This window comes from Hydrogenophaga sp. FW305-3-2-15-A-LB1 (genome assembly GCF_058787875.1).
On sequence record NZ_JBYTAE010000123.1, the window covers coordinates 1 to 10,992 of the forward strand.

General features: G+C 69.3%; 13 protein-coding genes. 9 read left to right on the forward strand and 4 right to left on the reverse strand.

The genetic code is table 11. The features are described 5' to 3' along the window. The first annotated feature begins 32 nt into the window (after positions 1 to 32). From AC3WPZ_RS26160 to fahA, 6 genes are all read left to right on the forward strand, one after another. A complete protein-coding gene (locus AC3WPZ_RS26160; protein ID WP_382163794.1) occupies positions 33 to 977 on the forward strand; it encodes an ABC transporter substrate-binding protein in 945 nt (314 codons plus the stop codon). Between the two features lie 35 nt (positions 978 to 1,012). Then, positions 1,013 to 1,780 (forward strand): ABC transporter ATP-binding protein, encoded by a 768-nt coding sequence (locus AC3WPZ_RS26165; protein WP_382163500.1) that lies wholly within the window; start codon positions 1,013 to 1,015, stop codon positions 1,778 to 1,780. A 3-nt stretch (positions 1,781 to 1,783) separates the two neighbouring features. Continuing rightward, on the forward strand, positions 1,784 to 2,533 hold the full coding sequence (locus tag AC3WPZ_RS26170; RefSeq protein ID WP_382322688.1) for an ABC transporter permease: 750 nt from the start codon (positions 1,784 to 1,786) through the stop codon (positions 2,531 to 2,533). A 61-nt stretch (positions 2,534 to 2,594) separates the two neighbouring features. After that, the gene (locus tag AC3WPZ_RS26175) at positions 2,595 to 3,380 is read left to right on the forward strand and encodes an ABC transporter permease (protein ID WP_492442302.1); all 786 of its coding nucleotides are present in this window, start codon (positions 2,595 to 2,597) and stop codon (positions 3,378 to 3,380) included. Positions 3,381 to 3,415: 35 nt separating this feature from the next. After that, positions 3,416 to 4,225 (forward strand): cyclase family protein, encoded by an 810-nt coding sequence (locus tag AC3WPZ_RS26180; protein WP_382163506.1) that lies wholly within the window; start codon positions 3,416 to 3,418, stop codon positions 4,223 to 4,225. 2 nt (positions 4,226 to 4,227) lie between these two features. Beyond that, positions 4,228 to 5,550: a fumarylacetoacetase gene (gene fahA / locus AC3WPZ_RS26185; RefSeq protein ID WP_492442308.1), complete on the forward strand. Its 1,323-nt coding sequence runs from the start codon at positions 4,228 to 4,230 to the stop codon at positions 5,548 to 5,550. Positions 5,551 to 5,583: 33 nt separating this feature from the next. Here the strand turns inward: fahA and AC3WPZ_RS26190 are convergent, their stop codons facing one another. Continuing rightward, positions 5,584 to 6,273: a TerC family protein gene (locus AC3WPZ_RS26190; protein ID WP_382322685.1), complete on the reverse strand. Its 690-nt coding sequence runs from the start codon at positions 6,271 to 6,273 to the stop codon at positions 5,584 to 5,586. 211 nt (positions 6,274 to 6,484) lie between these two features. Between AC3WPZ_RS26190 and AC3WPZ_RS26195 the strand changes: the two genes are divergently transcribed. Continuing rightward, a complete protein-coding gene (locus AC3WPZ_RS26195; RefSeq protein WP_382163510.1) occupies positions 6,485 to 7,786 on the forward strand; it encodes a solute carrier family 23 protein in 1,302 nt (433 codons plus the stop codon). A gap of 6 nt (positions 7,787 to 7,792) precedes the next feature. On the opposite strand, the gene AC3WPZ_RS26200 is transcribed toward AC3WPZ_RS26195, so the two are convergent. Then, positions 7,793 to 9,073, reverse strand: coding sequence for an AsmA family protein (locus tag AC3WPZ_RS26200; RefSeq protein WP_492434553.1), 1,281 nt, complete (start codon positions 9,071 to 9,073; stop codon positions 7,793 to 7,795). 123 nt (positions 9,074 to 9,196) lie between these two features. Here AC3WPZ_RS26200 and AC3WPZ_RS26205 point away from each other — a divergent pair, with 123 nt between their 5' ends. Continuing rightward, a complete protein-coding gene (locus tag AC3WPZ_RS26205) occupies positions 9,197 to 9,619 on the forward strand; it encodes a hotdog fold thioesterase (RefSeq protein ID WP_382163513.1) in 423 nt (140 codons plus the stop codon). Positions 9,620 to 9,631: 12 nt separating this feature from the next. Here AC3WPZ_RS26205 and AC3WPZ_RS26210 read toward each other — a convergent pair whose 3' ends face one another. Both AC3WPZ_RS26210 and AC3WPZ_RS26215 read right to left on the reverse strand, forming a co-directional pair. After that, positions 9,632 to 9,991, reverse strand: coding sequence for a hypothetical protein (locus AC3WPZ_RS26210; RefSeq protein WP_492442304.1), 360 nt, complete (start codon positions 9,989 to 9,991; stop codon positions 9,632 to 9,634). Next, positions 9,988 to 10,554: a cob(I)yrinic acid a,c-diamide adenosyltransferase gene (locus tag AC3WPZ_RS26215; protein ID WP_291119221.1), complete on the reverse strand. Its 567-nt coding sequence runs from the start codon at positions 10,552 to 10,554 to the stop codon at positions 9,988 to 9,990. Before AC3WPZ_RS26215 ends, AC3WPZ_RS26210 begins: the two co-directional genes overlap by 4 nt. 201 nt (positions 10,555 to 10,755) lie before the next feature. On the opposite strand from AC3WPZ_RS26215, the gene AC3WPZ_RS26220 reads away from it, so the two are divergent. Beyond that, positions 10,756 to 10,992, forward strand: a 237-nt coding sequence (locus tag AC3WPZ_RS26220; protein WP_492442306.1) for a hypothetical protein, incomplete at its 3' end; no start/stop codon positions are given.

The following is a 10,992-nucleotide window of genomic DNA, read 5'->3' on the forward strand; positions in this document are numbered from 1 at the left end:
CCCCCGAGCAAAACCAACCACAGGAGACCCCAATGAAACGTCGCACCGCCCTGGCCGCCCTGGCCTCTGTTCCCGCCGCCGCCGTGAGCCTGCCGGCTTTCGCGCAGAGCCCCACCAAGATCGTGTTCGGCTACACCGCCGTGACCGACTTCGCCTCGGTGTTCGTCGCGGCCGAGAACGGCTACTTCAAGAAGCGCCTGCTCGACGTGGAGCTCAAGTTCATCCCGATCAACTCCACCATCCCGGCCGCGGTGCAGGCCGACTCGCTGCAGATCGGCGGCCCCACGCCCAGCGTGTACCTGCAGTCGGTGGACGGCGGCCTGGACCACGTGGTGGTCGCCGGTGCCGGCGTGACCTCCAAGACCATCACCGGTTTCGGCCTGGTGGCCAAGGCCGGCAGCGGCATCCGCAAGGCCCAGGATTGCGTGGGCAAGAAGATCGGCGTGCCCGGCCTGGGCGCCTTCCTGCACGTGACCTTCCGCGCCTGGCTCAAGAGCCAGGGCGTGGACTACACCAAGGTGAACTTCGTCGAAGCCTCGTTCCCGCAGCACGGCGACCTGCTGCGCGGCGGTTCGGTGGACGCCGTGGTGAGCGCCGACCCCTTCATGAGCCGCATCACCGACTCCGGCGTGGGTTACGTGGCCTCGTACTACTCGACCTTCCTGCCCGAGAACCAGCCCACCATCATCCACGTCGCGCGCCGCGACTGGGTGGCCAAAAACCCGGCGGCCGCGCGCGGCTTCCGCGAGGCCGTGCAGGAGGCCGCGGCCTTCATGAACCAGCCGAAGAACGACGCTGCCGTGCGCGCGGCCATCGGCAAGTACATCAAGCTGCCGCCCGAGGTGATCGCCAAGGTGCAGATCTCGCCCCCCATGGCGGTGGTGACCGAGAAGCAGCTCAGCTACTGGGTCGACCTCATGAAGGACCAGGGCATGCTCAAGACGGTGCCCGACGTGGCGCGCCTGATCGCCAAGTGAGGCACGCCACGCCCCACGCCAGCGCCGCTTCGACCATGACCGATACCGTTCTGCACTTCGACCGCGTCGCCATCGAACTCGGTGGCCGGCAAATCCTCTCACCCACCGAACTGACGGTGAAGCGCGGCGAGTTCGTGTGCGTGATCGGCCCCTCGGGCTGCGGCAAGACCACGCTGCTGCGCGCCGCCGCCGGCTTCGTGACGCCCAGCCAGGGCAGCGTGCGCCGCCAGGGCGCGCCCATCACCGGCCCGAGCCGCGAGGTGGCGTTCGTGTTCCAGGACTACGGGCGCGCCCTGCTGCCCTGGCGCACGGTGCAGGCCAACGTGAGCCTGGCGCTGGAGGCGGCGAACGTGCCGGCGGCCGAACGGCCCGCGCGCATCGAGCACGTGCTGAAAACCGTGGGCCTGGCCGCGCACGGGCACAAGTTCCCGGCGCAGCTCTCGGGCGGCATGCAGCAGCGCGTGCAGATCGCGCGCTGCCTGGCCCAGCGGCCCGACGTGATGCTGATGGACGAGCCCTTCGGCGCGCTCGACGCGATGACGCGCGAGACCCTGCAGGACGAGCTGGCGCGCCTGGTGCGCGAGGAAGGCCTGACGGTGATGTTCGTCACCCACGACCTGGAGGAAGCGCTGTACCTGGGCGACCGCGTGATCGCGCTGCGCAGCAACCCCACGCCCGAGCTGCCCAGCCTGGCCGCGCTGATCGACGTGCCGCTGCCACAGCCGCGCGACCAGCTCAGCACCAAGGAACACCCCGAGTTCCTGCGCCTGCGCCGCGAGCTCTACCACTACCTCGGGCACTGAACGATGAAGCTGAAGTCCCTTGCGTTCCCGGCCCTGCTGCTGGGCGCGCTGGAAATCTGGGCCCGCACCACGGGCCAGGGCAGCGATGCCATCGCCCCGCCCAGCGCCGCGCTGCGCGCCTTCGGCGGCGCGGTCACCGACGGCTCGCTGCTGGAGGCCACGGCCTTCACGCTCGGCACGGCCGCGCTCGGCCTGCTGATCGGCGCGCTCGGCGGCCTGCTGCTGGGCACCTTGTTGGGCCTGTCGCGGCGCGCCGCGCAGCTCGGTTTCCTGAGCGTGGAAGTCGCGCGCCCCATTCCGTCGGTGGCGCTGATCCCGCTGGCCATGCTGGTGTTCGGCTTCGGCCTGCGCATGGAGCTCAGCGTGGTCGCCTTCGCCTGCCTGTGGCCCATGCTGGTGCTCACGCAGGCCGCGGTGCAACAGGTCGAGCCCCGCCTGCTGGAGGTGGCGCGCGCGCTGGAACTCACGCCGCGGCAGCGCTTCGCCTGGATCATCGGCCCGGCCATCGTGCCGCGCCTGTTCGTCGCGCTGCGCCTGGGCGTGGCGATCGCCCTGGTGGTCGCCGTCACGGTGGAGATCGCGGCCAACCCGCACGGCATGGGCTACGCGATGATGATCGCGCAACAAAGCCTGGACCCGGCGCTGATGCTGGCCTGGCTGGCCTGGATCGGTGTCGTGGGCTACGTCATCAACGTCGGCGCGCTCGCGCTGCAGCGCCGCGTGGCGCGCGCCATGGGGGAGCAGGCCGCATGAGCGCCGCGCAGGGCCGCCCCAAGCAAGCTCGCACCGCGGTGCGGAGCACGAAGGATTTCGAATGAGCGCCGCACACAAAACCAACCGCACCTTGAACGCGCTCGGCAGCGCCTCGGGCTCCCTGCTCGTGCTGGCCGCCTTCATCGCCCTGTGGTGGGCCGCCAGCACCAGTGGCTGGGTCAACCGCGCCTTCCTGCCCACGCCGCAGGCCACGCTGCAAAGCCTGGTGCAAGGCCTGGCCGGCGGCGACCTGGCGGCCTACACCTGGGCCACGCTCAGCCGCATGTTCAGCGGCTGGGTGCTGGCCAGCGCGCTGGGCATCGCCCTGGGCGCGCTGATCGGCAGCTCGCAGCGCGCCAGCGAATGGATCGGCCCGACCCTGGAGTTCATCCGCCCGCTGCCGGCTTCGGCCGTGATGCCGCTGGCCATCGCGCTGTTCGGCCTCTCCGGCGGCATGGTGCTGGCCGTGGTCGCCTTCGGTGCCATGTGGCCGGTGCTGCTGGCCACGCTGCACGGCCTGGCCAACGTGCACAAGCAGCTGCGCGAGGTCTCGCGCTCGCTGGAACTCAGCCACCTGGCCTTCGTGCTCAAGATCGGCCTGCCCAACGCCATGCCCGACATCCTGGCCGGCATGCGGCTGTCGATGACGGTCTCGCTCATCGTCTCGGTGGTGGGCGAGATGATCGCCTCGCAACCCGGCCTGGGCCAGGCCATCCTGCTGGCCGCGCGCTCGTTCCAGGCCAGCGAACTCTTCGCCGGCATCGTGCTGCTCGGCGCCATGGGCTTTGCCAGCAACGTGGTGCTGGCCCTGGCCGAACGCTCGCTGTTGCGCTGGCAACGCCCCTGATTCCCAACATCACCGCCCCACTGGAGAACACCGCCATGCCCCGCAAATTCATCGACCTGTCCATCTACCTGGAGAACGACGTGGTGAGCGACCCGCCCGCGTTCGCCCCCAAGATCCAGTACTTCACGCACGACAACACCTTCGAGCAGATCGAGCCCTTCTTCCCAGGGCTGAAGAAGGAAGACCTGCCCGACGGCGAAGGCTGGGCGGTGGAGCTGGTGCAGCTCTCCACGCACAACGGCACGCACCTCGATGCGCCCTACCACTTCCACTCCACCATGGACAAGGCGCTGGGCGAGAAGAAGCCCGCGATCGCCATCCACGACGTGCCGCTGGAGTGGTGCTTCCAGCCCGGCGTGAAGCTGGACTTCCGCCACTTCGCCGATGGCTATGTGGTCACGGCCGCCGACGTGGAAGCCGAGTTGAAGCGCATCAACCACACCCTCAAGCCGCTGGAGATCGTGGTGGTGAACACGCGCGCCGGTTCGCGCTACGGCCACAACGACTTCGTCTCGGCCGGCTGCGGCATGGGCTATGAAGCCACCATGTATTTGCTGGAACGCGGCGTGCGCCTGACCGGCACCGACGCCTGGAGCTGGGACGCGCCCTTCGTGCACACCGCGCAGAAGTATGGCGAGACGAAAGACGCCTCGCTGATCTGGGAAGGCCACAAGGCCGGGCGCGACATCGGCTACTGCCACATCGAGAAGATGCACAACCTCGAGGCCCTGCCGGCCGACGGGTTCTTCATCTCCTGCTTCCCCCACAAGATCCGAGGCGCCTCGGCGGGTTGGACCCGTGCCGTGGCCATCTTCGACGACGCCCTCCAAGCCACCGCCGCATGACCATGGAACTCAACCACACCCACGACGCGAACACCCGCAGCTGGCTCGAATCGGCCAACGCCCCGGGCACCGATTTCCCGATCCAGAACCTGCCCTTCGGCGTCTTCCGCCGCAAGGGTTCCAGCGAGGCCTTCCGCGGTGGCGTGGCGATCGGCGACCAGGTGATCGACCTGGCCGCGATCGCGCGCGACAACGCGGTCTCGGGCCCGGCTTCGCAGGCCGTCAACGCCTGCACCGGCGACGCGCTCAACGACTTCCTGGCCCTGGGCCCGACCGCCTGGCGCGCGCTGCGCCACGCGCTGTTCGACCTGCTCAAGACCGGCGCCAACGGCCCCGGCGTGAACGCGCTGCGCGCCAGCCTGGTGCCGCAGGCCGAGGTGGAGATGCGCGTGCCCACGCGCATCGGCGACTACACCGACTTCTACACCTCCATCCACCACGCGCGCAACGTCGGCCGGGTGATGCGCCCGGACGACCCGCTCACGCCCAACTTCCAGTGGCTGCCGATCGCGTACCACGGCCGCGCCTCCAGCGTGGTGGTCAGCGGCACGGCGTTTCGCCGCCCCATGGGCCAGGCCATGGCACCGGGCGCCGCCGCGCCGGCCTACGGCCCCTGCCACCGGCTCGACTACGAGCTGGAGATGGGCTTCTACATCGGCCCGGGCAACGCCATGGGGCAGCCGATTCCGCTGGCCGAGGCCGAGCAGCACATCTTCGGCATGTGCCTGCTCAACGACTGGTCGGCGCGCGACCACCAGTTCTGGGAAATGGCGCCGCTGGGCCCCTTCCTGGGCAAGAACTTCTGCACCACGGTTTCGCCCTGGATCGTGACGCTGGAAGCGCTCGCGCCCTACCGCGTGCCCTTCGCGCACCCGGCCGACGAGCCGCAGCCGCTGGCCTACCTGGACAGCGCGGCCAACAGCGAGCGCGGCGGCGTGGACGTGCAGCTCGAAGTGCGGCTGGAATCGCGCGAGCACCGCGAGCGCGGCATCGCGCCCGACCGCCTCTCGGCCACGAGCTTTCGCCACCAGTACTGGACCATCGCGCAGATGGTCGCGCAGCACAGCGTGGGCGGCTGCAACCTGCAGCCCGGCGACCTGCTGGGCACCGGCACCATCTCGGGCCCCACGCACGCCGAGGCCGGCGCCATCGTGGAACTCAGCGTGGGCGGCACAAAGGACGTGCCGCTGCCGGGCATCGGCGCGCAGCGCCGCTTCCTGGAAGACGGCGACACGGTGATCCTGCGCGGCTGGTGCGAGAAGCCGGGCGCGGCGCGCATCGGCTTCGGCGAGAGCCGGGGCGAGGTGCTGCCCGCGATCGGTTGAGAGACGGGCGGGGCCAGGGCGCTGGCGCCCCCCTCAGGCCTCGGCCTTGCTCGTGGCGCGGGCCTGCATGAACTTGCCCAGCCCCACCACCAGCAGCGCCCCCGTGGCCGCCGCGACGTAGTGCAGCCAGGGGTGGGCCATGGTGTAGCCCTGCATCAGGTGGTCGTTGACGACGGTTTCGCCGCCAACCCAGCCGATCAGGGCGGCGCCCAGGGTCACGATGACCGGGAAGCGCCCCATGAGCTTGATCATCAGCGTGGAGCCGAAAACCACCAGCGGAATGCTGATCGCCAGGCCCAGGATCAGCAGCACCATGTTGCCCTGCGCCGTCGCGGCCACGGCGATCACGTTGTCCAGGCTCATCACCAGGTCGGCGATCAGGATGGTGCGGATGGCGGCCATCATCGTGCCCGTGCCCTTGTGGTGCCCGTCCTCGCCGTCTTCGTCGCCGCTGAGCAGCTGGTAGCCGATCCACAGCAGCAGCACGCCGCCGATGACCTGCAGGAACGACAGCTCCAGCAGCTTGGCCGCCACCACCGTGAGCACGATGCGCAGCACCACGGCCGCGCCCGAGCCGAACAGGATGGCCTTGCGTTGCTGCTCGGCCGGCAGCGAGCGCGCCGCCAGGGCGATGACGACGGCGTTGTCGCCCGACAGGATGATGTTGATCCAGATGATCTTCACCAGACCGACCCAGAAGTCGGCGGTGCTGAGGAATTCCATGGTGTCTCCAGCGTTTCGGGTTTGAAGGGTGAAGGCGCACTTTAGGAGCGAAAAACGGCCTCCCTCATGCGGGGTTCTGCGTAAACTTTGCGCGCCTCGGGGTCGAAACTTAAGCGTGTTAAGTCTGCTGCGGCTCCGAGGCTTTGCGGGCACAATGCCTGCGGCGCGAGGGGCGCCTTTTTTCACAACACGACAACGAGGAGACCGTGCCATGGGCATGTTCAACTGGACGGAGAAATCGGCTTCCACGCTCAACCAAGGCGGCGTGATCGCGCCCGATGAGCGCCTGCCCTGGCCACAGACGGCGGTGATGGGCGTGCAGCACCTGATCGCCATGTTCGGCGCCACGGTGCTCGCCCCCATCCTGATGGGCTTCGACCCCAACGTCGCCATCCTCATGAGCGGCATCGGCACGCTGATCTTCTTCCTCATCACCGGCGGCAAGGTGCCCAGCTACCTGGGTTCGAGCTTCGCCTTCATCGGCGTGGTGATCGCCGCCAGCGGCTACGCGGGCCCGGGCCCCAACGCCAACATCGGCGTGGCGCTGGGCGGCATCATCGCCTGCGGCCTGGTCTACACCCTCATCGGCGCCATCGTGCAGGCCGTGGGCACGGGCTGGATCGAGCGCTTCATGCCGCCCGTGGTCACCGGCGCGGTGGTCGCGGTGATCGGCCTGAACCTGGCCGGCATCCCCATCAAGAACATGGCGCCCACCGGCTTCGACGCCTGGATGCAGGGCATCACCTTCGTCTGCGTCGCGCTGGTGGCCGTGTTCACCAGCGGCATGGTCCAGCGCCTGCTGATCCTCATGGGCCTGATCATCGCCAGCATCCTCTACGCCGTGCTCACCAACGGGCTGGGCATGGGCAAGCCGCTGGACCTCTCCGGCATCGCCAACGCCGCCTGGTTCGGCATGCCCAGCTTCAGCGCGCCGGTGTTCCAGATGAACGCCATGCTGCTGATCGCGCCGGTGGCCATCATCCTGGTGGCGGAGAACCTGGGCCACATCAAGGCCGTGACCGCCATGACCGGCCGCAACCTGGACCAGTACATGGGCCGCGCCTTCATCGGCGACGGCGTGGCCACCATGGTGGCCGGCAGCGCGGGCGGCACCGGCGTGACGACCTACGCCGAGAACATCGGGGTGATGGCCGCGACCAAGATCTACTCCACCGCGATCTTCCTGGTGGCGGGCCTGATGGCCGTGTTGCTGGGCTTCAGCCCCAAGTTCGGCGCGCTGATCCAGGCCATTCCGCTGGCCGTCATGGGCGGCGTGTCCATCGTGGTGTTCGGCCTGATCGCCATCGCCGGCGCCAAGATCTGGGTCGACAACAAGGTCGATTTCTCCGACAACAAGAACCTGCTGGTGGCCGCGATCACGCTGATCCTGGGCACGGGCGACTACACGCTGAAGTTCGGCGGCTTCGCGCTGGGGGGCATCGGAACGGCCACCTTCGGCGCGATCATCCTGTACGCATTGCTCAACCGCGGCCGGGCCACGCCCAAGGCCTGAACCTCTTCACCGGCGCGTGCGCTCGGGGGCGGCCTTGTCCGCCCCCACCTTCGGCGGCCCGCTGACCGCGCCGCCGATCCGGGACCCGATGGCGGTGCCGATGCCCGGCAGGATCGCCGTGCCGACCGCCGCCCCGGCCAGGGCGCCCCAGGAAATCTCCACCGCCGGCTCGCGCGTGGGCCCCTTCGCGGCGAAGGGCACGCTCACGATGCCGCCGCCAATCGCCAGCTCCCCTTGCGCGTCGATCTGCTGGCGGTGCAGCGTGGCCTTGCCCGTGGCGCTGTAGCTGCCCGCCACCGCCTTCACCTCGGTGAACTCCGTCCGCATGCCCTGTTCGGTGTTGCGCGTGGCCATGACGCCGCTGAGGCTGTCCAGCGGCGTCTGGCCGGCGCGGTCCTCGCCCAGGGACTTGATGGCCTTGTCCAGGTCGATGCGCAACAGGCGGGCGCGCTCCACGTCGAGCACGCTGCGCGTGCGCAGCGAGCGGAACAGCTCGACCGCCGTGTCGCCTTCGGCGCTCAGTGCCGTTTGGCCCGAGGCAAGGCCACCGACGAACGAGCGCCGGTGAAAGGCGTCCATCAGCGCAGCCACGTCCACGCGCCTTGGCGCGAGTTCCCCTTGGAGCACCATGCGGCCGTCGGCCGAGGTGGCCAGCCGTGCCTGGCCGTTCGCCGATCCGCCACCCGCCTGCACACGCAGTTGGTAGAGGTCCGCGCCGGCTTCGGCTCGGCCGTCGCGCGTGGCGTCCAGCGAGACCGGTGGATTCGCGTCCGGCCGGCGGATCTGCAGGCGGCCCGGCCGACGGTCCTCGTCCAGCTCGATCTCGCCCTCGTACACCACCGGCACCTCGCTGTAGGAGATGTAGGTCACGTCGGTGAACACGATCGAGCGCAGGACCAGCGTGCCCGCCTGGCGGTCCGTGGTCTTGCCCCGGTAGGCGGCCAGCGCCTTGCGCGGCACCACGGCGCCATCCACCTCCAGGCGGTCGATGACCAGTCGCTTGCGCCACAAGGGCATGAGCTGGGGGCGGATCGCGATGCGCCGCACCTCGATGGCTTCGGCTTGTTCGGTGCGGGCGTCCAGCACCTCGACTTCCGGCACGCCGAGCACGCGCCAGCGCACCGCGCCCACCACGAGCTTCTGGCCCAGGCGGGCCTCGAATTCGGCCTCCACCCGCCGCGCCAGCTCGTCATCGCTGGGCAGCCACGCCCACACGGCCAGGCAGGCGAACACCAACAGCGCCACCAGGGCGGCTGCGGCCAGGGCCCAGCGGCGTGCGAGTGTCATGAAGGGGTTGCTCCAACCTGGATGGTGCGGGCGCGCGCCGCCGCCGTCTGTAGGCATTCGCCGCCTTCTGCGAAGGAAACCGGCCGTCTCCTATAGTGACCCCACCATCACAGGAGCCCGACCTTGCCCATCTGGAAAAAACCCATCTCCGTCGCCGAACTCACCGCCATCCACAAGGACACCGCCGTGCAACACCTCGGCGTGGAGTTCCTGGAGGTCGGCGACGACTTCATCCGCGCCCGCGTGCCGGTGGACACCCGCACCAAACAACCGTATGGCCTGCTGCATGGCGGCGTGAGCGTGGTGCTGGCGGAGACGCTGGGCTCGTGCGGTGCGGCCTACAGCTGCCCCGAAGGCCACCGCGCGGTGGGCCTGGACATCAATGCCAACCACCTCAAGGGCGCCACCAGCGGCTGGGTGACCGGCGTCACGCGGCCGGTGCACATCGGCCGCACCACGCAGGTCTGGCAGATCGACCTGACGAACGAGGCGGGTGAACTCACCTGCGTCTCGCGCATCACGATGGCGGTGCTGGGGCCGCGCTGACCGGTCGGCGGCTCAGCCGCGTTCGCAGCGCCCCTGCGCCGTGGCCTGGCCCCGGAAGTCGCTGGTCCAGGTCTGGGCGGCGGTGTCGATCTGGATGCGCTCGTTGTCGACCGCAGTGAGGATCACGGTCTCCCGCACCGTGAAGGTGTAGACCGGCACGCCGTCGATGTGCACCGAGCGCACGCGCTTCTTGTCGTAGCCGATGCGCACGGTGCGCGTCCACGTGGTGCGCGCGGGCTGGTAGGCCGCCTCGCACACCAGCGTCACCTCACTCGCCGTGTCGGCCTTCTTGCCCTTGCCTTGCGCGGCGGCAGGCCCCACCACCCCGGTGGCCAGGCCCAGCACCAGCCAGGCGGCGACGGCGACCCTCATGGTGCGTCGGCCTTGGCCAGACGCTCGCTCTTCCAGTAGACGTCGTCACCGCCGTTCATGCGGTTGAGCACACGCGCGAGCACGAACATCAGGTCGCTCAGGCGGTTGAGGTACTGGCGCGGCGTTTCCTTCAGCTCTTCGGCTTGACCCAACGCAACCACGGCGCGTTCGGCGCGGCGCGCCACCGTGCGGCACACATGGGCCTGGCTGGCCGCGCGGTTGCCGGCAGGCAGGATGAACTCCTGCAGGCGCGGCAGGGCCTCGTTGTGCGTGGCCAGCGCCTCGTCGAGCGCGAGCACGGCCTCGGGCTTGAGCAGTTCAAACCCCGGGATGGACAGTTCACCGCCCAGGTTGAACAACTGGTGCTGGATCTCCACCAGCAGCTGGCGCACGCCCTCGGGCATCTCCTCGCACAGCAACACGCCGATGTGCGAGTTGAGCTCGTCCACGTCGCCCATGGCGTGCACGCGCAGACTGTCCTTGGAAACGCGGGTGTTGTCGCCCAGCCCGGTGGTGCCGGCGTCGCCGGTGCGGGTGGCGATCTGGGTGAGTCGGTTGCCCATGAAATGCCTCTTGTTGGCCGATGGTGAGACAGCGATTGTCCCCGAGGTCGGGCATCCGGCCGGAACCCGTAACCGGATGAGGGGAAATGTGTCTGAGGCAAAGGTGTTTGGCAGAGCGCAACGGCAGGCAAAAGCGCTTGGCCCGGGCCGATGATGCGGGCGTAATGCGGCTTCGTTCCCCGTTTCAAAGGAGTCACACCGATGTCCCGCTTTCGTCTCCAGTCCCCGCTCTCCATCTCGGATTTCGAGAAACGCAGCGTGCAGCTGATGGCCGCCTGCGCCCTGGGGCTGGCCGGTCTCTCCAGCGTGCAGGTCGCGCCGCCCACGCGCCACGCCCTCTCCGCCTTCACCCCGTCCTCGCGCCAGGCCGACACCCCGCGTCCCGTGCGCCTGAACCCCCACCGGTCTCGTATACACATCTCCGAGCCCACGAGACTG

Excerpts from the sequence above, each read along its gene's own strand:
- AC3WPZ_RS26190 (WP_382322685.1), bottom strand. The coding sequence starts at position 6,273 with ATGGAATTCCTCAGCACCGCCGACTTCTGGGTCGGTCTGGTGAAGATC.
- AC3WPZ_RS26210 (WP_492442304.1), bottom strand. The coding sequence starts at position 9,991 with ATGAGGGTCGCCGTCGCCGCCTGGCTGGTGCTGGGCCTGGCCACCGGG.
- AC3WPZ_RS26195 (WP_382163510.1), top strand. The coding sequence starts at position 6,485 with ATGGGCATGTTCAACTGGACGGAGAAATCGGCTTCCACGCTCAACCAA.
- AC3WPZ_RS26180 (WP_382163506.1), top strand. The coding sequence starts at position 3,416 with ATGCCCCGCAAATTCATCGACCTGTCCATCTACCTGGAGAACGACGTG.
- AC3WPZ_RS26215 (WP_291119221.1), bottom strand. The coding sequence starts at position 10,554 with ATGGGCAACCGACTCACCCAGATCGCCACCCGCACCGGCGACGCCGGC.
- AC3WPZ_RS26200 (WP_492434553.1), bottom strand. The coding sequence starts at position 9,073 with ATGACACTCGCACGCCGCTGGGCCCTGGCCGCAGCCGCCCTGGTGGCG.
- AC3WPZ_RS26175 (WP_492442302.1), top strand. The coding sequence starts at position 2,595 with ATGAGCGCCGCACACAAAACCAACCGCACCTTGAACGCGCTCGGCAGC.
- AC3WPZ_RS26170 (WP_382322688.1), top strand. The coding sequence starts at position 1,784 with ATGAAGCTGAAGTCCCTTGCGTTCCCGGCCCTGCTGCTGGGCGCGCTG.
- AC3WPZ_RS26160 (WP_382163794.1), top strand. The coding sequence starts at position 33 with ATGAAACGTCGCACCGCCCTGGCCGCCCTGGCCTCTGTTCCCGCCGCC.
- fahA (WP_492442308.1), top strand. The coding sequence starts at position 4,228 with ATGGAACTCAACCACACCCACGACGCGAACACCCGCAGCTGGCTCGAA.
- AC3WPZ_RS26165 (WP_382163500.1), top strand. The coding sequence starts at position 1,013 with ATGACCGATACCGTTCTGCACTTCGACCGCGTCGCCATCGAACTCGGT.